The organism is Hafnia paralvei, from assembly GCF_020150375.1.
In the GTDB taxonomy this organism is placed as follows: Bacteria; Pseudomonadota; Gammaproteobacteria; order Enterobacterales; family Enterobacteriaceae; genus Hafnia; species Hafnia paralvei.
Genome location: NZ_CP083737.1, coordinates 1,553,360 through 1,575,469 on the forward strand (window position 1 = coordinate 1,553,360; position 22,110 = coordinate 1,575,469).

General features: G+C 49.0%; 20 protein-coding genes. 13 read left to right on the forward strand and 7 right to left on the reverse strand.

Translation table 11 applies throughout. From position 1 onward, the window contains the following. Positions 1-7: 7 nt before the first annotated feature. Positions 8-880, reverse strand: coding sequence for an N-acetylmuramoyl-L-alanine amidase AmiA (gene amiA / locus K9N75_RS07325; RefSeq protein WP_004096216.1), 873 nt, complete (start codon positions 878-880; stop codon positions 8-10). Positions 881-1,168: 288 nt separating this feature from the next. Between amiA and K9N75_RS07330 the strand changes: the two genes are divergently transcribed. From K9N75_RS07330 to cysM, 10 genes are all read left to right on the forward strand, one after another. Then, positions 1,169-4,315 carry a beta-galactosidase gene (locus tag K9N75_RS07330; protein ID WP_224452408.1) on the forward strand — a complete coding sequence of 1,049 codons (3,147 nt, stop codon included), beginning with the start codon at positions 1,169-1,171 and terminating at the stop codon, positions 4,313-4,315. A gap of 72 nt (positions 4,316-4,387) precedes the next feature. After that, positions 4,388-4,813, forward strand: a complete 426-nt coding sequence (locus K9N75_RS07335; protein ID WP_004096212.1) for a GNAT family acetyltransferase — start codon at positions 4,388-4,390, stop codon at positions 4,811-4,813. A 78-nt stretch (positions 4,814-4,891) separates the two neighbouring features. Beyond that, a complete protein-coding gene (locus K9N75_RS07340; RefSeq protein WP_008812842.1) occupies positions 4,892-5,341 on the forward strand; it encodes a DUF2919 domain-containing protein in 450 nt (149 codons plus the stop codon). Between the two features lie 124 nt (positions 5,342-5,465). Beyond that, a complete protein-coding gene (locus K9N75_RS07345) occupies positions 5,466-6,050 on the forward strand; it encodes an RpoE-regulated lipoprotein (protein WP_008812843.1) in 585 nt (194 codons plus the stop codon). A gap of 247 nt (positions 6,051-6,297) precedes the next feature. After that, positions 6,298-7,197 carry a Dyp-type peroxidase gene (locus tag K9N75_RS07350; protein ID WP_039189500.1) on the forward strand — a complete coding sequence of 300 codons (900 nt, stop codon included), beginning with the start codon at positions 6,298-6,300 and terminating at the stop codon, positions 7,195-7,197. A 573-nt stretch (positions 7,198-7,770) separates the two neighbouring features. Then, on the forward strand, positions 7,771-8,775 hold the full coding sequence (locus K9N75_RS07355) for a sulfate ABC transporter substrate-binding protein (RefSeq protein WP_224452409.1): 1,005 nt from the start codon (positions 7,771-7,773) through the stop codon (positions 8,773-8,775). Further along, positions 8,775-9,614, forward strand: coding sequence for a sulfate/thiosulfate ABC transporter permease CysT (gene cysT, locus K9N75_RS07360; RefSeq protein WP_004096198.1), 840 nt, complete (start codon positions 8,775-8,777; stop codon positions 9,612-9,614). Before K9N75_RS07355 ends, cysT begins: the two co-directional genes overlap by 1 nt. Then, positions 9,614-10,492 (forward strand): sulfate/thiosulfate ABC transporter permease CysW, encoded by an 879-nt coding sequence (cysW, locus tag K9N75_RS07365; protein ID WP_008812846.1) that lies wholly within the window; start codon positions 9,614-9,616, stop codon positions 10,490-10,492. Before cysT ends, cysW begins: the two co-directional genes overlap by 1 nt. Then, positions 10,489-11,583, forward strand: a complete 1,095-nt coding sequence (gene cysA, locus K9N75_RS07370; protein WP_224452410.1) for a sulfate/thiosulfate ABC transporter ATP-binding protein CysA — start codon at positions 10,489-10,491, stop codon at positions 11,581-11,583. Before cysW ends, cysA begins: the two co-directional genes overlap by 4 nt. Before the next feature lie 120 nt (positions 11,584-11,703). After that, positions 11,704-12,585 (forward strand): cysteine synthase CysM, encoded by an 882-nt coding sequence (gene cysM / locus K9N75_RS07375; RefSeq protein WP_008812848.1) that lies wholly within the window; start codon positions 11,704-11,706, stop codon positions 12,583-12,585. Between the two features lie 121 nt (positions 12,586-12,706). Here the strand turns inward: cysM and K9N75_RS07380 are convergent, their stop codons facing one another. The 6 genes from K9N75_RS07380 to cysZ form a co-directional block, all read right to left on the reverse strand. Continuing rightward, on the reverse strand, positions 12,707-13,276 hold the full coding sequence (locus tag K9N75_RS07380; RefSeq protein WP_224452411.1) for a protein K: 570 nt from the start codon (positions 13,274-13,276) through the stop codon (positions 12,707-12,709). Between the two features lie 203 nt (positions 13,277-13,479). After that, entirely contained in the window at positions 13,480-13,989 is a 510-nt protein-coding gene (gene crr, locus K9N75_RS07385) for a PTS glucose transporter subunit IIA (RefSeq protein ID WP_004096191.1), read from the reverse strand. A 46-nt stretch (positions 13,990-14,035) separates the two neighbouring features. Next, complete coding sequence (gene ptsI / locus K9N75_RS07390) at positions 14,036-15,763, reverse strand: phosphoenolpyruvate-protein phosphotransferase PtsI (RefSeq protein ID WP_004096190.1); 1,728 nt, start codon at positions 15,761-15,763, stop codon at positions 14,036-14,038. 50 nt (positions 15,764-15,813) lie between these two features. Further along, complete coding sequence (ptsH, locus tag K9N75_RS07395) at positions 15,814-16,071, reverse strand: phosphocarrier protein Hpr (protein ID WP_000487600.1); 258 nt, start codon at positions 16,069-16,071, stop codon at positions 15,814-15,816. Positions 16,072-16,471: 400 nt separating this feature from the next. Continuing rightward, on the reverse strand, positions 16,472-17,440 hold the full coding sequence (cysK, locus tag K9N75_RS07400; RefSeq protein WP_008812850.1) for a cysteine synthase A: 969 nt from the start codon (positions 17,438-17,440) through the stop codon (positions 16,472-16,474). A gap of 188 nt (positions 17,441-17,628) precedes the next feature. Beyond that, entirely contained in the window at positions 17,629-18,414 is a 786-nt protein-coding gene (gene cysZ, locus K9N75_RS07405) for a sulfate transporter CysZ (protein ID WP_082919461.1), read from the reverse strand. A gap of 231 nt (positions 18,415-18,645) precedes the next feature. On the opposite strand from cysZ, the gene zipA reads away from it, so the two are divergent. The 3 genes from zipA (at position 18,646) to K9N75_RS07420 (ending at position 22,073) form a co-directional block, all read left to right on the forward strand. After that, complete coding sequence (gene zipA, locus K9N75_RS07410) at positions 18,646-19,668, forward strand: cell division protein ZipA (protein WP_224452412.1); 1,023 nt, start codon at positions 18,646-18,648, stop codon at positions 19,666-19,668. A 78-nt stretch (positions 19,669-19,746) separates the two neighbouring features. Then, positions 19,747-21,783: an NAD-dependent DNA ligase LigA gene (gene ligA, locus K9N75_RS07415; RefSeq protein ID WP_061060247.1), complete on the forward strand. Its 2,037-nt coding sequence runs from the start codon at positions 19,747-19,749 to the stop codon at positions 21,781-21,783. Positions 21,784-21,851: 68 nt separating this feature from the next. After that, on the forward strand, positions 21,852-22,073 hold the full coding sequence (locus tag K9N75_RS07420; protein ID WP_008812854.1) for a DUF3820 family protein: 222 nt from the start codon (positions 21,852-21,854) through the stop codon (positions 22,071-22,073). Positions 22,074-22,110: the final 37 nt, after the last annotated feature.

The following is a 22,110-nucleotide window of genomic DNA, read 5'->3' on the forward strand; positions in this document are numbered from 1 at the left end:
TTCTGTATTAGCTTGGGCGGCGGCGTTCGTGAGCGTCGAAATAATCCAGATATTTTACGATACCCGTGGCGATGGCCTGTGAGATTTTCTGGCGGAATGCGACCGACGTTAGCAACTGCTCTTCTTGATGATTGGTAATAAATGACGTTTCCACCAACACTGATGGAATAGAGGGTGATTTCAGAACCGCAAAAGCGGCCTGTTCAGTGTGTTGGCTGTGCAGATGGTGTACCGGTTTGATGTGATCTAGCAGATGACGTCCTAGCGTTAGGCTATTTTTGATGGTGTCGGTTTGTACCAGATCGAATAACACCTGCTGTAGATAGTTGTTATCTTCATCCGCGTATTTGGCTCCCGCAACTTTGTCAGCGTCGTTTTCACGCTGAGAGAGATATTTTGCCATTGTGCTGCTCGCACCGCGGTTGGATAGCGCAAATACTGAGGCGCCAGACGCGGTAGGGCTGGTGAATCCATCGGCATGAATCGAGACAAACAGATCCGCCTGATGCTGGTGGGCGATTTCTACCCGTTTATAAAGTGGGATAAAGAAATCATCTTCACGCGTCATTTTAACGTCAATGTTACTGTTTTTGTGCAGGTAATCGCGAATATAGTGCGCAATTTCCAACACCACATGTTTCTCTTTCGCCCCCTGATGCCCCACTGCTCCAGGGTCAATGCCCCCATGACCGGGATCAAGCATGATCACCTTGCGTGCACCGGGTTCTTTTCTCACCGGTTTTGCGGTCAGTGCAGTGCTGTTGGCAGACGCATCCCCGATTTTACTTCCTGTCAGCGCTATTGCTGCTAATCCAGACAGCAGAAACTGGCGACGAGACGTATATTTAGGTAACAGGCGGAAATGTGAGAAATTCTTCATGTGATGAATGTTTCATTAGCCATTAATGATAAAACAGGTGATGAATAGTAGCGTGGGGGGAGTGTAATAATCGAGTTGATTACTATTTCGATTTGTTTCTTTTATTATCAAGCATGACAAAGCGTTAGCGAATTTGTGCTGTGTTTGATATGCCCAGATGTCACGGACTTTGTTAAGCCAGTCGGTTAACCGATCTTTACTGCTTTACAGCCATTCGTTTGTTATTCATGTTGGTGACTTACGCGGTATTGATAGTTAATGATATTGATCGTTAATAGGACCTCAATAATGACATCTGTTCAAATTGATAATTCTTTTAGCTCGTTGTCCGCTGTGCTTTTCCGTCGTGATTGGGAAAATCCTGCTTGTACTCAATATCGTCGTTTAGCGGCACATCCGCCTTTTTGCAGTTGGCGCAGCGAGCAAGAGGCTCGCGATGGCCAGGCTTCAGACCAACTGATTTCATTAAACGGGGCTTGGGCATTTAGCTATTTTAGCCAGCCAGAGCGAGTGCCTGAAGCATGGTTGCAGCATGACCTAGATAATGCAGATGAACTACAGGTGCCTTCTAATTGGCAAATGGCAGGCTATGACGCGCCGATTTATACCAACGTGACTTATCCCTTTCCCGTAAACCCTCCTTTTGTACCTAAAGAAAATCCGACTGGATGTTATTCACTTAGCTTTAGCGTGGACGATGAGTGGCTAGAGCAGGGAGGGCAAACCCGTATTATTTTTGATGGCGTGAACTCTGCTTTTTATCTTTGGTGTAACGGCGAATGGATTGGCTATTCGCAGGACAGCCGATTACCAGCCGAATTTGACCTCAGCCACGCTCTTCGCAAAGGCAAAAATCGAATCGCCGTGATGGTGCTACGTTGGAGCGATGGCAGTTACTTGGAAGATCAGGATATGTGGCGCATGAGCGGTATATTCCGCGATGTGACTTTGCTGCATAAGCCACGTGTTCATCTCCATGATATCCAACTGCGTACCCATTTGGCTGCGGGATTTCATTGCGCTGAATTAGAAGCTCAGATCCATGTCAATCAATTCGCTGGGGGCTATTGCGCACGCGTTGCGTTATGGCGAGGGCATAAGCTTGTGGCAGAGCGGAAACAGGCTATTTGCAGCGAAACGATTGATGAGCGTGGCGCATATGACGATCGCACTACGCTACGTTTGCAGGTGGATAAACCGCTGCTGTGGAGTGCTGAAGAGCCTCATCTTTATCGTGCGGTCATTTCATTGCTGGATGAACAAGGCAAGGTGGTTGACGTTGAGGCTTATGACGTTGGGTTCCGGCAGGTGGAAATCAGTCATGGTCAGCTAAAGCTGAATGGAAAACCGTTGCTGATCCGTGGCACTAACCGCCATGAACATCATCCAGAAAACGGGCAGGTGATGGATGAGGAAACCATGCGCCGCGATATTATGCTGATGAAACAGCATAATTTTAATGCGGTACGCTGTTCGCATTATCCAAATCATCCGCGATGGTATCAACTGTGTGATCAATATGGTTTATACGTGGTGGATGAGGCCAATATTGAAACTCATGGCATGGTGCCGATGAATCGTCTGAGCGACGATCCTGTGTGGTTTAATGCGATGAGCGAGCGAGTGACTCGCATGGTGCAACGTGACCGTAACCATCCTTGTATCATTATCTGGTCGTTGGGAAATGAATCCGGTCATGGTTGTAACCATGATGCGCTTTATCGCTGGATTAAAACCAACGATCCAACGCGTCCGGTTCAGTATGAGGGAGGGGGCGCTAATACCGCCGCCACGGATATTCTGTGCCCAATGTATGCACGCGTAGAGCAAGATCAGCCGCATCCTACTGTGCCAAAATGGTCGATTAAAAAATGGATTGGCATGCCAGATGAAGCGCGACCGTTGATCTTGTGTGAATACGCCCATGCAATGGGCAATAGCTTTGGTGGCTTTGATCGTTATTGGCAAGCGTTTCGTAAACATCCGCGCTTACAGGGCGGTTTTGTTTGGGATTGGGTCGATCAGGCGTTGAGCCAAAAAGATGAAAACGGCGAACCGCATTGGGCTTACGGGGGCGATTTTGGCGATAGGCCTAACGATCGCCAATTCTGCATGAATGGTTTAGTTTTCCCCGATCGCACGCCTCATCCCGCGCTTTATGAAGCCCAGCGTGCGCAGCAGTTTTTCCAGTTCCATTTACTTAGCCAGCATCCGTTAACGATAGAAGTGAACAGCGAGTATCTCTTTCGTAGCAGCGACAACGAGCGACTTTGCTGGAATCTCGCTTTAGATGGAAAACTTATTGCGCAGGGGGACATTGAGATTTTATTACCGCCGCAAGGGTCGCAGCACATTGTTCTGGGAGAGATACCTGAGCTGAGCCGCTGTGGCGATGGCGAGCTGTGGTTAAATGTGGAGATTCGTCAAATCAAAAGGACTACCTGGTCTGAGGCGAATCATCGTTGTGCTTGGGAGCAATGGCGTGTAGCGCGGCCACAAGAGTTGCCTGCTGATCATTCAGAAGATGTCAGCGATGCTCAGGATGAATTGCCCACGCTGAATACGTTCGATGATTTATTCAGCATTGAGTGGGGTAGCCAACGCTGGCAATTTAGTCGGCAGACGGGGCTGCTTGAACAATGGTGGCGGCATGAGCATGCTTCTTTACTGACTCCGCTTTGCGACAACTTCACACGAGCACCCTTGGATAATGATATCGGTGTAAGTGAGGTGACACGTATCGATCCTAATGCTTGGGTCGAACGCTGGAAGAAGGCGGGGATGTATGCGCTGGAGACACATCTACAGCAATGCGAGGCTGATTTGATTTCTCGCGGCGTGCAAATCTGCACTACCCATGTTTATACCTATCAACGTCGCCCACTATTTATTAGCCGTAAGACCTATTTGATTGACCGACAGGGTCGGCTACATATTGATGTGAACGTTGATGTCACATATGGGATCCCCGCCCCTGCGCGTATTGGGTTGAGCTGCCAGTTAACCGACGTGGCGGAATATGCCTCGTGGCTGGGATTAGGCCCCCACGAAAATTACCCTGATCGTCTGCTTTCCGCTCAGCATGGGCGTTGGACGCTACCGCTTTCTGAGCTGCATACGCCGTATATTTTCCCGACTGAAAACGGATTACGCTGTTATACACGCCAGCTCAATTTTGCAGACTGGGCGTGGCAGGGTAATTTTCACTTTGGACTTAGTCGCTATAGCCAGCAACAATTGACTGAAACCTCGCATCATCATTTACTGCGCGAAGAACAGGGGGTTTGGGTCAACATTGATGGCTTCCATATGGGGGTTGGCGGCGATGATTCGTGGAGCCCTAGCGTGAGCCCTGAATTTTTGTTAAGCGCCACGCATTATGCTTATTCGCTGATCTGGCAGATGTGTTCAGAGAAGCCCATAGAAACAGCATGATAACTTTTTCGTTGCGTATCGAAGGATTCCGGCGATAATTAAGTATTAATACAAATAATTACGGTCAGAATCATGGAAATCCGCGTTTTTAAACAAGCTGATTTTGAAGAAGTTACTACGCTGTGGGAGCGTTGCGACCTGTTGCGCCCATGGAACGATCCCGAGACAGATATCGAGCGTAAGTTGAATCACGACGCCGATCTGTTTTTGGTGGCAGAAGTTGGCGGTGAAGTGGTTGGTACTGTCATGGGCGGCTATGACGGCCATCGCGGTACGGCGTATTATCTGGGCGTTCATCCTGATTTTCGTGGCCGTGGCATCGCAAATGCGTTAATTAGCCGTCTTGAGAAAAAGCTTATCGCGCGCGGTTGCCCGAAGATCCAAATCTTAGTCGGTGAAGAGAATGACGCCGTGATCGGCATGTATGAGAAGCTCGACTATGAGACTCAGGACACGCTGTGCATGAGTAAAAGGCTAATCGAAGATCACGAGTATTAAATTTTTCGCTGTTGGCTCGTTATTGGGTGTTTTAACCGATAACGAGCCGGTAATGGCGATATTCCCGCGAGTTTTTTTATGTCTCATCGTAGCTACTCCCCCGACGATTTTAACAACCACGGCATGCTGAGTTTGCCGTGGGCGTTTTGGCTAGTGCTCGTCTTACAGGCTAAAACCTGGTTTCTGTTTGTTATCGCCGGTTCTTCGCGTCAACAGGGAGCGGATTTGCTGACGCTGTTTTATCCTGACCGGGGACTCTTCTGGAGTGGAATGCTGGCAGGGCTTCCCGCCGCGCTGGGTTTTTTACTGAGCGGCCGCCGCCATTTATGGAAAGGTATTTGGAAAGTGTGGCGTTGGGTATTGATCGCGACAACCTTAGTTCAAATGGGGTTGCAAGCGGTGCCTTTCTGGACAGACGGTGGTGATGTGACCCTGCTGTCATTGGCTATCTTGTTGCTGGATCTGATTGCGTTAGCTTATCTGCTGTTCAACTCGCGTTTGATTGATAGCTTCAACGTAAGCGAGTAGTTTTGATGTAGAGTTTTGCTGAATAAATTGAAAAGTTTCGGCACTTTTTCTCTCAGGCGAACTCCAACCTGCCAGATAAACTTTTTCGGGGGCTAATCGCCGCCCGATCCCAAGGAGCATTTGCATGAATTTTCGCCCTCTGTTGCTGGTAGTTCCGTTGCTATTAACGGGCTGCTCTACGATGAGTAATCTGTCATGGTCAAGCATGTCGCCGCTGAACTGGTTTGGTAGCTCAGTTGAAGTGAGCGATATGGGGATTGCCGGCATTAATGCGTCGACGCCGTTGAATGAGGCTGCGATTAATAAGGCTCTGGACGATAATTATCGTCTGCGTTCTGGAATGGGAACGCGTAATGGCACCGTCACATCGTTTTATCAGGCGCTTGATGGTGACACCGTGGTGATGACGATTAGCGGCGATGATAACGGCAAAGTGAAGCGCGTGAATGTTGAGAGTGATGCAATCAAAACCGCGTGGGGCGTGAAAATCGGTACACCGTTTAGTGATTTGTATGAAAAAGCGTACGGTGTATGTCAGAAAGGTCAGGGCGATAATGCCAACGATGTCGAATGTGTTTCCAAAGAGAGTCGCCACGTCAGCTATTTGTTTAGCGGCGAATGGCGCGGCCCAGAAGGTTTAATGCCGTCTGACGATACATTGAAAGATTGGAAAATTAGCCAGATTGTTTGGCATGCTAATGCAATCTAACCCCACTTAAGTGTGTTGCTAGGAATAGGCAAATTTGTCGCTTTCGTGCAGCGGCAAGTTTTGGTGTATCGGCGTCAATCAACCGGCTTTCACTTTGAAAGCCGGTTTTCACTCTTTTCAATGGCCTCTTTTTTGTTTCCAATTCTTGTTTTTTAGCAAGGCAACACTTCACGCATCACGTAAACTACGCGCAATTAAATCGCGTCTGCGAGCGCGGCAACCAGTCAAAAAGGGAGATGACGTTTTAATGTCACAGCCACAAAGCGGTATTTTATTAGAGCATTGTCGTTTTGGTATTTTCATTGAAGCCTTGGTGCAAGGCGATCTTGATGCGGTGCGTCAGGGATGCAAAACCTTCGTAAATAGTCTGCAAGCGCTGCAAAAACAGTACCCACAGGATCGTTTGGGAGCCGTTATCGCGTTTGGTAACGACGTATGGCGCGACATTTCCGCCGGTGTAGGCGCTCCAGATTTAAAACCGTTCACGCCGTTGGGTAAGGGGCTAGCACCTGCAACTCAGCGCGATCTGTTTATCCATATCCAATCTTTGCGTCATGATATCAATTTCTCGTTGGCTCAGGCAGCGCTAGCTGCGTTCGGCAATACCATTAAGGTTGAAGAAGAAATTCATGGTTTCCGCTGGGTTGAAGAGCGTGATCTGAGCGGTTTCATTGACGGCACTGAAAATCCGAAAGACGAGCAACGTCCGATCGTTGGTGTGGTTGGCAATGATGACGCTGATGCGGGGGGGAGCTATGTGTTTGTTCAGCGTTGGGAACATAACCTCAAGCAATGGGGCCGTTTCAGCACCGAGCAGCAAGAGCAAATTATCGGCCGCACCAAGCATGATAGCGAAGAGCTAGACCCAGAATCTCGCCCAGAGACTTCACACGTCAGCCGCGTTGACCTGAGCGAAGAGGGGAAAGGGCTGAAAATTCTGCGCCAAAGTCTGCCTTATGGCACAGCAAGTGGTGCTCATGGTCTGATGTTTGTCGCTTATTGTGGCCGCTTGCACAATATTGAGAAACAGCTGTTGAGCATGTTTGGTGATTTGGACGGCAAACGCGATCAGCTATTGCGCTTCAGTAAAGCGGTTACCGGTAGCTACTACTTTGCGCCATCTTTGGAACGTTTAATGTCGCTGTAGTAGTACTATTCTCAACATATCTCGGACATGATGTTCGAGGTATGTTGAACGTTAGAATTCAAAGGATTGGATACCAGGGTGGATGAAATCGTCAAGTCTGCGCGAATTCATCGATTCACCTAACGCAACAGCCTATACCGGAGAACCGCTGGTCGCTGGCGATTGGTGTTGGCGATGATGTGGCTGAAGTAGTACGGCGATATGGTACGGGATACGAACAAATCAGCGACCAGTGCTTTGGCTACTTTTATTTTGATCAGCGCCTGTCATTTTGTGTTGATCAAAAAGACAGAGTGAAATCGATTAAGTTTTTGAGTCATTATTTTCCTGAAACGACAGATACTTACGCGAATTAGCTGCTCCTCTAACAACTTTTGCAACCGCGGAAAAAATATCATGTGGTTGCAAACGTTATCGCTGTATCTATCCAACACTTCCCCTTATAGCGTTTGATGCTTTCTGAGTCCTAAACGATATATAAAACCGTTACAGGTTAGCCTCCAGTTATAAATACACTAACAGTCATAAAGACGACATGAGTTGTCGTTTTCACAGACTGACTGAAGGTGAACGATGAAACTGAACAAGCTCAAAGGATGGACACTGGCAACGCTGCTGATTTCTGGTAGCGCGTCGGCGGCTGAACTGTTGAACAGTTCTTATGATGTTTCTCGCGAGCTTTTCGCCGCGCTTAACCCGGCTTTCGAAACCCAGTGGCAGAAAGAGGGGAATCCGGCGCTGACGATCAAACAGTCTCATGCGGGTTCTTCCAAACAGGCATTGGCGATTTTACAGGGCCTGCGTGCCGACGTTGTGACCTACAATCAGGTAACGGATGTACAGATTCTGCACGATCGCGGCAACCTTATTCCCGCAGATTGGCAAGCCCGTCTGCCAAACAATAGCTCACCGTTTTACTCCACCATGGCGTTTTTAGTTCGCAAAGGAAACCCAAAACAGATCCACGGCTGGAATGATTTGGTCCGTAGCGATGTGAAACTGATTTTTCCAAATCCTAAAACCTCGGGTAACGGTCGTTATACCTATCTGGCGGCTTGGGGAGCGGCGAATCTTCAAGACGGTGGCGATCAAGCTAAAAGTCGCGAATGGATGAAGCGTTTCCTCGGTAACGTTGAAGTCTTTGATACCGGCGGTCGCGGTGCGACCACCACATTTGTGGAACGTAATTTGGGCGATGTGTTGATCAGCTTTGAGTCGGAAGTGAAAAATATTCAGAAGCAATATGGCGATGCGGGTTACGAAGTGATTGTTCCTCCGGTTGATATTCTGGCGGAGTTTCCTGTGGCATGGGTGGATAAAAACGTCGAACGGAATGGGACAGAAAAAGCGGCTAAAGCTTATTTGAATTACCTCTATTCGCCAGAGGCGCAGAAGATCATCACCAGCTTTAACTATCGTGTTTATGACAAGCAGGCGATGGCTGCAGCAAAAGAGCAGTTCCCTGAAACCAAACTGTTCCGCGTTGAAGAGCAGTTCGGGAGTTGGCCGGAGGTGATGACAACGCACTTCGCTACGGGCGGAGAGTTGGATCAGCTGTTAGCGGAAGGACATCGATAATGTTGCTGTCTCGCGCTGCGCCGAAAAGGGTGTTGCCCGGCTTTACCCTGAGTCTGGGCAGTAGCCTGCTGTATACCTGTCTGATTTTGTTGCTGCCGTTAAGTGCGCTGGTTATGCAACTGGCACAGATGACATGGCAGCAGTATTGGGACGTGATTACTAATCCGCAGGTGGTCGCCGCTTATAAAGTGACGCTGCTGGCGGCGGGGGTAGCCAGCGTGTTCAACGCCGTGTTTGGCATGCTGATGGCGTGGATCCTAACTCGTTACGAATTCCCCGGAAAAACGCTGTTGGATGGTCTGATGGATTTGCCATTTGCGTTGCCGACCGCGGTGGCGGGGCTAACGCTGGCGGGGCTGTTTTCGACTACGGGTTGGTATGGACAGTGGCTGGCGCTGATTGATATCAAAGTGGCCTTTACGTGGTTGGGCATTGCCGTAGCGATGGCATTTACGAGTATTCCCTTTGTGGTACGCACGGTTCAGCCTGTATTAGAAGAACTCGGTCCTGAGTACGAAGAGGCGGCGCAGACGCTGGGTGCCTCGCGTTGGCAGAGTTTCCGTAAAGTGGTATTTCCTGAAGTTGCCCCGGCGCTATTAGCCGGAACAGCGCTTTCGTTCACGCGCAGCTTGGGTGAGTTTGGCGCGGTTATTTTTATTGCAGGCAACATTGCCTGGAAGACGGAAGTGACTTCGCTGATGATCTTTATTCGTCTGCAGGAGTTTGATTATCCCGCGGCTAGCGCCATTGCCTCGGTTATCTTAGCGGCGTCGCTGCTGCTGTTATTTAGCATCAACACGTTACAGAGCCGTTTCGGCAAGCGTATCGGGGGGCATTAATGGCTGATTTATCTGCATGGCAGGGCAATGCCCAGCAACTCCGGCCGAAAACGGATTGGTTGAAATGGTTTCTGATTGGCAGCGGCGTGTTGCTTTCTGTATTGCTGTTGTTGGTGCCGATGATTTCAATTTTTGCCATCGCATTTTCTGAAGGCGCTGGCGTGGTGTGGAAGAATCTTAGCGATCCAGACATGCTGCATGCCATATGGCTCACGGTGCTGGTGGCGCTGATTACGGTACCGGTTAACCTGATCTTCGGTACCTTGTTGGCGTGGCTGTGTACGCGTTTTGTGTTTCCTGGCCGCCAGTTGTTGCTCACCCTGATTGATATTCCTTTTGCCGTTTCGCCCGTGGTGGCGGGACTGTTGTATCTACTGTTCTATGGTTCGAATGGTCCTCTGGGCGGATGGTTGGATGCGCATGATATCCAATTGATGTTCTCGTGGCCGGGTATGGTGATGGTCACGGTGTTTGTAACTTGTCCATTTGTGGTTCGTGAATTGGTGCCGGTGATGATGAGCCAAGGAAGCCATGAAGATGAGGCTGCCGTGTTACTCGGGGCTTCTGGTTGGCAGATGTTTCGTCGCGTAACGCTGCCGAATATTCGCTGGGCATTGCTGTATGGCGTGGTGCTAACCAATGCACGAGCGATTGGAGAATTTGGTGCGGTGTCGGTGGTTTCTGGCTCTATTCGTGGTGAAACCTACACACTGCCGTTACAGGTTGAGTTGTTGCATCAGGATTACAATACCGCCGGCGCATTTACCGCCGCAGCGCTTCTGACCTTGATGGCAATAGTCACGTTGTTTTTGAAAAATATGCTGCAGTGGCGATTGAACCGCCAAGTGGTTCACGCCGAGCGGGAGGGCGCGAAATGAGCATTGAGATTAAACAGGTCAACAAGTACTTTGGCCGTACCAAAGTCCTGAACGATATTTCACTGACCATTCCGTCTGGCCAGATGGTGGCTCTGCTTGGCCCGTCCGGCTCAGGTAAAACGACGTTACTGCGTATTATCGCAGGACTAGAAGGGCAGAGTGGCGGGCAGCTAAGTTTCAATGGCCATGATGTTAGCCGCCTGCATGCGCGCGATCGCCGCGTAGGGTTTGTTTTTCAGCACTACGCCCTGTTTCGCCATATGAGCGTTTTTGACAATGTGGCCTTTGGCTTAACCGTACTACCGCGCCGCGAGCGTCCATCAACAGCGGCGATTAAGCAGAAAGTCGAACAACTGCTTGAAATGGTTCAGTTGGCACATTTAGCTGACCGTTTTCCTTCCCAGCTATCGGGTGGACAGAAACAGCGCGTCGCTCTGGCACGCGCGTTGGCCGTAGAGCCAGAGATTTTATTGTTAGATGAGCCGTTTGGCGCTTTGGACGCACAGGTGCGTAAAGAGCTACGTCGTTGGCTGCGTCAGCTACATGAAGAATTAAAATTCACCAGCGTTTTCGTGACTCATGATCAGGAAGAGGCAATGGAAGTTGCCGATCAAATTGTGGTGATGAGTCAGGGCAATATTGAACAAATTGGTACTCCTGATGACGTCTGGCGCGAGCCTGCTAGCCGCTTTGTGCTGGAGTTTTTGGGAGAGGTGAATAAGGTGGATGGCGAAATTCGTGGTTCACATATTTATATTGGCGAGCATCATTGGCCGCTGGCTTTTTCTCCGCTGCATCAGGGTAAAGTGGATATGTTCCTACGCCCTTGGGAGATGGAAGTGAGCCTACAGGCCAACGCCCGTTGCCCGCTTCCAGTTCATGTGTTGGAAGTGAGTCCGCGTGGGCATTACTGGCAGCTCACTGTTCAGCCTCAGGGCTGGCATCCAGAGCCGATCAGTGTAGTGATGTTGGAAGGTAACGGAACACAAGCTCCTAAACGCGGTGGTCACTACTTTGTTGGTGGATTGAACGCGCGTTTGTATGCGGGAGATACGCCCTTGCAACCTGTAGCCTTGGCGAAAAGTGCCTAATTTTGTTGATCGTTCCCCGTTCTTTTCTCTGAGGGCGGGGATTTAGAGAGTGCCTCTTCAACATTTCCGCTTTTGCATTACACTAAACTTTTCATCTTTTTGCTAAATAGGTAACCGCTCGTGAGTTCTCTGGAATCTTGTATTGGAAACACGCCTTTGGTGCAGCTACAGCGTATGGCTAGCGGCTTAGGGAGTGAAGTCTGGGTTAAACTGGAAGGAAATAACCCAGCGGGCTCGGTTAAGGATCGCGCGGCGTTATCTATGATTCAGCAGGCTGAGCTGCGTGGTGAGATAAAACCCGGCGATACCTTGATTGAAGCAACTAGCGGTAATACGGGTATTGCGTTGGCGATGATTGCCGCGATGAAAGGTTATCGCATGAAATTGCTGATGCCAGAAAACATGAGTAAAGAGCGTCAGGCTTCGATGCGCGCCTATGGCGCAGAGCTGATTTTAGTTAGCCGCGAGCAGGGCATTGAAGGCGCGCGTGATCTCGCACAGCAGATGGCCGACCGTGGCGAAGGGCTGATTTTGGATCAGTTTAATAATGCCGATAATCCTTTGGCACATTTCACGACCACTGGGCCTGAGATTTGGCAGCAAACGCAGGGTAAGGTTACGCACTTTGTCTCTAGTATGGGGACGACGGGGACGATTACCGGCGTGGGGCGTTTCTTAAAGCAACAGAGTGATACGGTTCAGATCGTCGGTTTACAGCCGTCAGAGGGGGCAAGTATTCCCGGTATCCGTCGCTGGCCGCAGGCGTATTTGCCGGGGATTTATCGTCCTGATCTGGTGGATCGGGTGCTGGATATGTCCCAGTTGCTCGCGGAAGAGACCATGCGGCGTTTGGCACGAGAGGAAGGACTGTTTTGTGGAGTGAGCTCTGGCGGTGCTGTTGCAGGGGCGTTGCGTGTGGCTGAGGAGTTTCCGGGAAGCGTCGTTGTAGCGATTATTTGCGATCGTGGCGATCGTTACCTCTCAACTGGCGTATTTGATTAACGGATGTAAGCACCCAGTACATGAACCTGAGTAAGGTTACAGAGAATAATACAACGCATCAGGGGAATAGAAATGTCCTGAGGTAGATTCCGGTGGAGGCTACCTCAGGTGTGATAGACATTTATTTGCCACACACTGATGGAAGCGCTTTGTAGGTGTATATTAATTTTTCGCTTACGTAGTAGTTGTAAATGACCCCTTCAGGAAATAAATTCCTAAATACCGTAACCCTTGCGTCGTCAGAGCAGTAACTACTGGTTATGGTCTTTTTCATCGTTTCTTGCCATTCGTGGCTTTCAATCACGTTGATTGGAATCCCTTTCACTATGTATTTGTATGTGAATGCATTGTTTTCTGCTGAAACATCAGACATCAACGTCGCCTCGTCTATTAAGAGCGGCAGTTTTTTCTTTATTTCCAAAACAACAGCTTGTTGAAATTTCTGGGTATCGTTGTCTTGTAATTTATTGAACTGTTCAATTTTTTCTGGCGTAGATTGATCTTGTATTGCTTTTAGTTTCTTATCTACATCATTAGTTTCTTGGTCTTTATTAGCGTTTGGTTGCGTTGCTGCGCTCTGTTCGTTGGACTGATCGGCTACCGGAGCCGCCTTTTCTTTTGATGCGTCATCACAGCCGCCCATGACCAGCATGGCTGGAACGAGTGCGGCTAGCATTGTTTTTTTGATCATTTTTAGTATTCCATCACTGTACTTTTTACTTTATATACGCCGTTAGGCATAAAAATTAATGCCTGCGGAAAGAAGAGCAGAACGATCTTAGCGACTAGATCTCTGCTATGGGTTCGGTGGAGCCTTGTTTTGTAAGAGCGATTCCCAGAAGGAAAGTTCCAAAAAAAATGGCGCCCAAAGGCGCCATTCTTGATGTATTCAACTTACTTTTTGATACGGATAACTGGGGTTTCGCCAACAATGACGGTACCAGAAAGCTTAGTCAGCTCTTTGATTTCGTCCATGTTAGAGATAACAACCGGAGTCAGGGTCGACTTGGCTTTTTCTTCCAGCAACGCCAGATCGAATTCGATCACAACGTCGCCTTTCTTAACGCGCTGGCCTTCTTCAGCGATGCGTTTGAAGCCTTCGCCTTTCAGTTCAACGGTGTCGATACCGAAGTGGACGAACAGCTCAATGCCGCTGTCTGACTCGATTGAGAATGCATGGTTTGTTTCAAAGATTTTGCCAATGGTGCCATCAACGGGTGCAACCATTTTGTTGCCTGTTGGTTTGATAGCAATACCATCACCAACAATCTTCTCTGCAAATACAACGTCCGGCACATCTTCAATGTTGACAATTTCACCAGACAGCGGAGCAAAAATCTCAATGCTGCTAGTGTCTTTTTTGTCGTCTGAAACCAGCGATTTCAGTTTATCAAACAAACCCATGATCTTCTCCTAAGCAAGTAATGTTGGGCGGCGCCCAGCGCATGAATCAGCAGAGAGTTTTTTCTTCAATGAACTTGTTGACCACGTTCATTAAATCTTCTGCCGTTGGCTGGTTCAGAGCTTCATCTGCCAGTGCCTTCACATCTTCAAAATTCGAATTACGAATGATTTTTTTGATGCGAGGGATAGAGATAGAACTCATGCTGAACTCATCCAGCCCCATGCCCAAAAGAAGCAGTGTAGCACGTTCATCACCAGCAAGCTCGCCGCACATACCGGTCCACTTACCTTCCGCGTGAGACGCGTCAATGACCTGTTTGATTAGGGTCAACACTGACGGAGACATAGGGTTGTAGAGATGAGAAATCAGCTCGTTTCCGCGATCTACCGCTAGAGTATACTGGGTTAAGTCATTTGTCCCAATACTAAAGAAGTCAACTTCCTTCGCTAAATGGCGAGCGATAGTTGCGGCTGCTGGTGTTTCAACCATTACGCCGACTTCAATCGTTTCGTCAAAGGCTTTGCCTTCTTCGCGCAGTTGGGCTTTAAGCAGTTCTAATTCACCTTTCAGCTCACGAACTTCCTCAACGGAAATCACCATTGGGAACATGATACGCAGCTTACCGAATGCTGATGCACGCAGAATAGCGCGTAGCTGAGCGTGCAGGATTTCTTTGCGATCTAAACAGATGCGAATGGCACGCCAGCCCAAGAATGGGTTTTCTTCTTTTGGCAGATCCATATACGGCAGATCTTTGTCACCACCGATGTCCATAGTACGGACGATAACGGCCTGAGAACCCATGCCTTCAGCAACGGCTTTGTAGGCTTGGAACTGCTCTTCTTCTGTTGGGAACGCATCGCGATCCATGAACAGGAATTCAGTACGATACAGACCAACGCCTTCTGCACCGTTACGTTCAGCGCCGGCGATATCACGCACGGTACCGATATTGGCACAAACTTCAACCTGATGACCGTCCAGCGTAATCGCTGGCAGATCTTTCAATTTCACCAGTTCGTTCTTTTCAGAAACGTACTGGTTTTGTACCGCTTTCAATTCTTCAACGATTTCTGCCGTCGGATTGACGTAGATTTTGTTGTTTACGGCATCCAGAATGAGGAAATCGCCGTTTTTGACTTGTTTGGTCACATCAGAAGTACCCACGATCGCAGGCAGTTCCAGAGAACGCGCCATGATAGAGGTGTGGGATGTACGTCCACCCAGATCGGTAATGAAGCCCAAAACTTTGTTCAGGTTTAGCTGTGCGGTTTCTGACGGAGTCAGATCGGTTGCAACCAGAATAACTTCTTCTTGAATTGCACTTAAATCAACGATGGTCATGCCGAGAATGTTCATCAGCAGACGTTTACCGATATCGCGTACGTCAGCTGCACGCTCTTTCAGGTATTCATCGTCCAGCTCTTCCAGAGCTTTGGCCTGACCTTCGACAACTTCGTGAGCCGCAGCGTCAGCGGTCATTTTGCTGTCTTTAATGAGGGCTATGATTTCCTGCTCAAGCTCTTCGTCTTCCAACAACATGATGTGGCCTTCGAAGATGGCGGCTTTCTCTTCGCCAAAGGTCTCGCTCGCTTTAACTCTGATGGTTTCCAGCTGTTCAGATGCTTTATCACGACCAGCTTTAAAACGAGCGATTTCCTGCTCCACTTCTTCAGCAGCGATTTTTTTCCGGTTGATGATAATCTCATCTTCTTTCAGTAAAAGTGCTTTACCAAAAGCAATGCCCGGCGATACTAAGATACCTGAAATCATAACCCTACCTTACTGTTGACTGGTTAAACTAAATGGATTGGACTTGAGAATTACTCAAGTTCTGCCATCAGTTTTACCAAGTGTTCAACGGCTTTCTGTTCGTCTTCGCCTTCAGCGGAGATAGTGACTACGGTACCTTGGGTCAGGCCCAGAGTTTGCAGCTTGAACAGGCTCTTAGCGCTTGCGCTTTTGCCGTTAGAAGTCACAGTGATTTCTGAGGTGAAGCCTTTTGCTTCTTTAACGAACTGAGCAGCAGGGCGGGTGTGCAGACCATTCGGAGCGGTAATCGTAACTTCTTGCTGGAACATAGGTTTCCCCAACTATTTTTGAATTAATGTTGTGGGGCTAAAGTTTAGCTTAAAGACTCGACTTTAGCCTGTTTTCAGTTAGCGCTTCACTCGTGGAGCAGTGGCAAATCTGAGCGTTGTAGAAAATGAGTGAGGAGAGTTCATTTACAGCAGGAACTGCCCCCAATCGTTTTCTCACTACCAACCCATTATGCCGCTTTCGTGCCGCTCAGGACAAATCAGTAAATCGATTCAGCCGACTTGACACAGCACGGGTGCTTTATTTCGCGCTTCAAAATAATTGCTTGGTTAAATACTAGACCCGGGCGGGAAAAGCAAGATTGGGCAGGTAAAAACTTTGAACTGCACCACAAAAAAGCACCCAGTTGGGTGCTTTTTTAGCATGTTTAGAACATCAGCATCACTGTTGCAGCTCTTGCTCTGTGAACAGATCTGCGAACAATGCCGTGCTTAAATATCGTTCACCCGAGGACGGAAGAATAACCACAATTGTTTTGTCAGTAAAGTCTGGATCGTTAGCAAGTTTTACCGCTGCAACAACTGCTGCGCCCGATGAGATCCCCGCTAAGATACCTTCTTCTTCCATCAGGCGGCGCGCCATTGCGATGGCTTCATCGTTGCCGACCAGTTCAACGCGGTCAACCAGCTCTAAATCGAGGTTATCTGGAATGAAGCCTGCGCCGATACCCTGAATTTTATGTGGGCCGGGTTTAATCTCTTCGCCAGCGAGGGCCTGAGTGATGACCGGCGACGTTTCTGGCTCAACGGCAACGGTAATAATTTGTTTACCTTTGGTTTTTTTCAGATAACGCGTCGTGCCTGTTAGGGTTCCGCCAGTGCCAACGCCGGAGATTAATACGTCCACTTCGCCATCGGTGTCTTCCCAAATTTCTGGCCCCGTGGTTTTCTCATGAATTTCTGGGTTGGCAGGGTTGCTGAACTGTTGCAGCAGAACAAAGCGTTTCGGGTCGGAGGCGACAATCTCTTCAGCCTTGGCAATAGCGCCTTTCATGCCTTTAGCGCCTTCGGTCAGCACCAGATTGGCACCGAGTGCTTTAAGCAACTTGCGGCGCTCAAGACTCATGGTTTCTGGCATGGTCAACGTGAGTTTGTAGCCACGAGCCGCGGCGACGAAGGCTAACGCAATACCGGTATTTCCGCTGGTTGGTTCCACCAACTCAATGCCAGGTTTCAAAATGCCACGTTTTTCGGCATCCCAAATCATGTTGGCGCCGATACGGTCTTTAACGCTAAAACTTGGGTTACGTGATTCCACTTTCGCCAAAATACGACCATTGCCGATACGATTCAGACGAACAAGCGGCGAATGACCGATTGTCAGGGAGTTGTCTTCAAAAATCTTGCTCATAGCACGTCCTTTAACTCTATGAAATTCAGGGAACATTACTTGAGCATACGCGATTACCTCCCGTAGGGAAGTAAAGAAATCGCATATGCTTATGTCAATAAGGGATTAGGTTTAGCGAAAGAGGAGAGCGACAACAAAAAGTCAGTAGTAGAGCAGCCGAAGCTGCTCAGAGAGAACGTCATAGGGGATTATGGTTGAATGCGGGAGTACTCAGCGCGATAACGATCAACCCACATCGCTGTGGCTCCGCATACGGCAACAGGCATAATCACCAGATTAAGGATTGGGATCATGGTGAATAAGCTGGTGAGTGCACCAAATTGCAAGTTGTCGACCTTGTTGCGACGTAATGCATTACGCATATCAGGGAAGCTCACCTTATGGTTATCGAACGGGTAGTCGCAATATTGAATCGACATCATCCATGCGCTGAATAGGAACCACAGGACGGGCGCGACGGTTTGACCGACTCCAGGAATAAAATAAAGGATTAGTAAGACGATCGCGCGTGGCAGGTAGTACGCCAGCTTTTTCCATTCACGGGCCATAATTCGTGGTACGTCTTTTACCACACTCCAAATGCTGGTGTCCGGCAAGGGTTTCCCTGTTAGAACCCCTTCAAGTTGCTCGGCTAATAGTCCGTTGAATGGCGCGGCTATCCAGTTAGCTATTGTGCTAAATAGGTAGCTGAAAACTAAAACAATAGAGATAACGGCAAGCGGCCATAACAAATAGCTTAGCCATTGCAACCATTCGGGGACATGACTCATTAGGCTAGGTATCCATGCCCCTAACTGGAGAAAGAGCCACCAAAATGCGAGTCCCATCAAGACGATGTTGACCAACAAAGGCATCACTACGTAGCGTTTGATTCCGGGTAGCCGAACAAGCCGCCAGCCTTCCGAAAAGTAATGTATGCCGCTGGTTCTTTTTGGGATATTTCTTTGCATTGACCCGGTTGGGGTGTTTTTCATAACTACTCTTTCAGTTGTATTAGTTATATTAAAAAAAATCTCAGCTATCATAACTATGAGTGAAATGGGTTTCCAGTTCAGAATCGACCGAAAAATCAGCAAAAAAGTGCGAAAAGTCATCTTTCTTAAGGTAAATTTCAGTCGAGACTTGCACTTGTATCAACAGCCAAATAGAGTTATGCGTTAAGGGTTTGCCATTATGGCAATAGTATTAAAACAACAGAGATTGCGATGATGCAGGATTTGCGTCTGATATTAATTGTTGTTGGTGCGGTCGCCATTATAGCGTTGTTACTGCACGGCTTGTGGACCAGTCGTAAAGAACGTTCTTCGCTATTTCGCGATCGTCCAGCGAAACGAACAAAAAAACAGCGTGACGAACAGTCACTGGCTGAAGTAGATGAAGGCGTCGGTGAAGTTCGGGTTCAGCGTTCCAGCAAGCCTGTGCAGAAGCCGGTAGAGCCTGCTTTTGGCCAGTTCAGTGAGACGCAAGATGACCGTCCCGATCCTTTGGATTCGGTGCGTGCGCCTTCACGTCCCACTGCGCAGCCAAGCTCTGTCGTTCGAGAACAGCACGAACCAAGCGATCCTTTGTTGGGTGACGCTTTGTTTGGTGACGATGATGACAATGATTATCGCCAGCCAGCGCAGAAGCCGATTCGTCATTCACAACCGGCAGAACCTTCACTTCATCGCCACGAGCCAGTTCACCATGCTGAAGACGATGATGAAATTTCCGCACCTCGTGTTTCAGCATCTTATGATGATGAAGAGTACGAGGATGAGGCGCCTCAGGCTGAGCCTGTAGCGCCAGCTGAACCGGAAAAAGTGACAGAAACCGTTTTGGTTCTTCACGTCGCCGCACATCATGGTAGCGTGATCGGGGGGGAAGTGTTGCTGCAAAGCGTATTGCAGTCGGGCTTCCAGTTTGGCGCGATGAATATTTTCCATCGCCACCTGAACCCAGCGGGCAGCGGTCCAGTGCTGTTTAGCATGGCGAACATGGTGAAACCAGGTAACTTCGACCCTGACAATATGTCTGATTTCAGTACGCCGGGGATCTCCTTCTTTATGATGGTGCCTTCCTACGGTGACGCTAACCAGAACTTTAAGCTGATGCTGCAATCAGCACAGCGCATCGCTGACGATGTGGGCGGTGTGGTGCTTGATGATGAGCGCCGCATGATGACGCCGCAGAAGCTAGAGATTTACAAAGCGCGTATCCGTGAAGTGTTGGATAACACAGCGAAATAACGCTAAAGCGATATAATTGAGTAAACTGAAACCCCCGTATATCGGGGGTTTTTTATCATTAATAAATGATGGTGGATTATGACTTCTACGACCGGACAACAACTTCAACAGCAACTCGACCAGCTGAGAACTGCGTTGCGCCATCATGAGTATCAGTATCATGTGCTAGATGCCCCAGAAATACCCGACGCCGAATATGATCGTTTGATGCGTGAGCTGCGTGCGTTGGAAGAGCAACACCCTGAACTTATCACGCCTGATTCTCCAACCCAACGAGTGGGTGCCGCGCCGTTGTCTGCATTTAGCCAAGTGCGCCATGAAGTGCCTATGCTTTCGCTGGATAACGTTTTCGATGATGAAAGCTATTTAGCCTTTGACAAGCGTGTTCACGACCGATTGAAAACCGCAGAGCCATTAACTTTTTGCTGCGAGCTTAAACTTGATGGCTTGGCCGTTAGCCTACTCTATGAAGATGGTGTCTTGGTTCGAGGAGCGACTCGCGGCGACGGCACGACCGGTGAAGATATAACAGCTAATGTGAAAACGATCCGTGCGATCCCTCTGCGATTGCAAGGCGATAATATCCCTCGGCGTGTGGAAGTTCGTGGCGAAGTTTTTATGCCGCTAGCCGGTTTTGAAGCCATGAATGAAGAAGCGCGTCGCAAAGACGGCAAAGTTTTCGCCAATCCGCGAAATGCCGCAGCGGGATCGCTGCGCCAGCTCGATCCGCGGATCACGGCTAAACGTCCGCTGACATTCTTCTGCTATGGCGTTGGTTTGATGGACGGTGGCGAACTGCCAGCCAGCCACTATGCGCGTTTACAGCAGTTTAAAGCCTGGGGTTTACCGGTGAGCGATCGCGTAAAACGGTGTACTGGCAGCGATGAGGTGCTGAAGTTTTATCGTCAGGTTGAGCAGGATCGTCCAACGCTAGGTTTTGATATCGACGGTGTCGTCATCAAAGTTGATAGCATTGAGATTCAGGAACAGCTCGGCTTTGTCGCGCGAGCACCTCGTTGGGCGACGGCGTTTAAGTTCCCCGCTCAGGAACAAATGACGGTGGTAAACGGCGTTGAATTTCAGGTTGGCCGTACAGGGGCAATCACGCCCGTGGCTCGTCTAGAGCCCGTTTTGGTCGCAGGCGTTATTGTGAGTAACGCCACGCTACATAACGCTGATGAAATTGACCGTCTTGGCCTGCGAATTGGTGACACCGTTATTGTTCGTCGTGCCGGTGACGTGATACCACAGGTAGTCGGCGTCGTTGAAGCGCAGCGTCCTGAGAATGCACAGGAGATCGTTTTTCCGCTGTATTGCCCAGTATGCGGTTCTGACGTTGAGCGTGTGGAAGGCGAGGCCGTGGCTCGCTGTACCGGTGGGTTGATCTGCGGTGCGCAGCGCAAAGAGTCGCTGAAGCACTTCGTTTCACGCCGCGCGATGGACGTTGATGGTATGGGCGACAAAATCATCGAACAATTGGTCGAAAAAGAGTATGTGAAAACACCGGCCGATCTCTATCGCCTGACGGCGGGGATCCTCACGGGGCTTGATCGCATGGGGCCGAAGTCTGCGACGAATCTGGTTAATGCCTTAGCGAAATCGAAAGAAACGACGTTAGCAAGATTCCTATATGCATTAGGTATTCGCGAAGTAGGCGAAGCCACCGCGGCGAATTTGGCTGCACACTTTGGCTCACTCGAGGCTTTGCGTGAAGCTGATGTCGAAGCGCTGAAAAGCGTACAGGACGTGGGTGAAGTCGTGGCTAAGCATGTGCGCCATTTTCTCGGTGAAGAGCATAATCAGAAAGTGATCGATGAGCTGATCAGCGACGAGATTGGTATCCATTGGCCAGCACCGCAGGTCATTGTGGCTGAAGAGATTGATAGCCCATTTGCAGGCAAAACCGTGGTATTAACCGGCTCGCTGAGCCTGATGCCGCGTGATGAAGCTAAAGATCGTCTGGCTGCGTTAGGCGCTAAAGTCAGTGGCAGCGTATCCAAGAAAACCGATATGGTTATTGCAGGCGAAGCGGCAGGATCTAAATTAGCTAAGGCTCAAGAACTCGGTATTCCGGTGATTGATGAAGCGGAAATGATTCGGCTGTTAGGGCTGTAATTATCTCTTATACATAACCTCCCCCTTCTAGCAGGGGAGGTTAGTTAAAGGGGATGAATAGGTTAAACATGGAAAAAGAAAACCTTATCGAGATCGCCAATATGGTGATGCCTTTTGGTAAATATAAAGGCCGTGTGCTGATCGATTTACCGGAAGAATATCTGTTGTGGTTTGCACGCAAAGACGAGTTTCCACAGGGGAAGCTTGGTGAATTGATGCAGATTACGTTAGCCATCAAGATTGAAGGGCTAGAAGGATTGGTTAAGCCGCTTAAGCGTCAGCGAAATTAAGAAGGGCAGTGAAAACTGCCCTTATTTTTACCTTGGA

Excerpts from the sequence above, each read along its gene's own strand:
- amiA (WP_004096216.1), bottom strand. The coding sequence starts at position 880 with ATGAAGAATTTCTCACATTTCCGCCTGTTACCTAAATATACGTCTCGT.
- K9N75_RS07330 (WP_224452408.1), top strand. The coding sequence starts at position 1,169 with ATGACATCTGTTCAAATTGATAATTCTTTTAGCTCGTTGTCCGCTGTG.
- K9N75_RS07335 (WP_004096212.1), top strand. The coding sequence starts at position 4,388 with ATGGAAATCCGCGTTTTTAAACAAGCTGATTTTGAAGAAGTTACTACG.
- K9N75_RS07340 (WP_008812842.1), top strand. The coding sequence starts at position 4,892 with ATGTCTCATCGTAGCTACTCCCCCGACGATTTTAACAACCACGGCATG.
- K9N75_RS07345 (WP_008812843.1), top strand. The coding sequence starts at position 5,466 with ATGAATTTTCGCCCTCTGTTGCTGGTAGTTCCGTTGCTATTAACGGGC.
- K9N75_RS07350 (WP_039189500.1), top strand. The coding sequence starts at position 6,298 with ATGTCACAGCCACAAAGCGGTATTTTATTAGAGCATTGTCGTTTTGGT.
- K9N75_RS07355 (WP_224452409.1), top strand. The coding sequence starts at position 7,771 with ATGAAACTGAACAAGCTCAAAGGATGGACACTGGCAACGCTGCTGATT.
- cysT (WP_004096198.1), top strand. The coding sequence starts at position 8,775 with ATGTTGCTGTCTCGCGCTGCGCCGAAAAGGGTGTTGCCCGGCTTTACC.
- cysW (WP_008812846.1), top strand. The coding sequence starts at position 9,614 with ATGGCTGATTTATCTGCATGGCAGGGCAATGCCCAGCAACTCCGGCCG.
- cysA (WP_224452410.1), top strand. The coding sequence starts at position 10,489 with ATGAGCATTGAGATTAAACAGGTCAACAAGTACTTTGGCCGTACCAAA.
- K9N75_RS07380 (WP_224452411.1), bottom strand. The coding sequence starts at position 13,276 with ATGATCAAAAAAACAATGCTAGCCGCACTCGTTCCAGCCATGCTGGTC.
- crr (WP_004096191.1), bottom strand. The coding sequence starts at position 13,989 with ATGGGTTTGTTTGATAAACTGAAATCGCTGGTTTCAGACGACAAAAAA.
- ptsI (WP_004096190.1), bottom strand. The coding sequence starts at position 15,763 with ATGATTTCAGGTATCTTAGTATCGCCGGGCATTGCTTTTGGTAAAGCA.
- ptsH (WP_000487600.1), bottom strand. The coding sequence starts at position 16,071 with ATGTTCCAGCAAGAAGTTACGATTACCGCTCCGAATGGTCTGCACACC.
- cysK (WP_008812850.1), bottom strand. The coding sequence starts at position 17,440 with ATGAGCAAGATTTTTGAAGACAACTCCCTGACAATCGGTCATTCGCCG.
- cysZ (WP_082919461.1), bottom strand. The coding sequence starts at position 18,414 with ATGAAAAACACCCCAACCGGGTCAATGCAAAGAAATATCCCAAAAAGA.
- zipA (WP_224452412.1), top strand. The coding sequence starts at position 18,646 with ATGATGCAGGATTTGCGTCTGATATTAATTGTTGTTGGTGCGGTCGCC.
- ligA (WP_061060247.1), top strand. The coding sequence starts at position 19,747 with ATGACTTCTACGACCGGACAACAACTTCAACAGCAACTCGACCAGCTG.
- K9N75_RS07420 (WP_008812854.1), top strand. The coding sequence starts at position 21,852 with ATGGAAAAAGAAAACCTTATCGAGATCGCCAATATGGTGATGCCTTTT.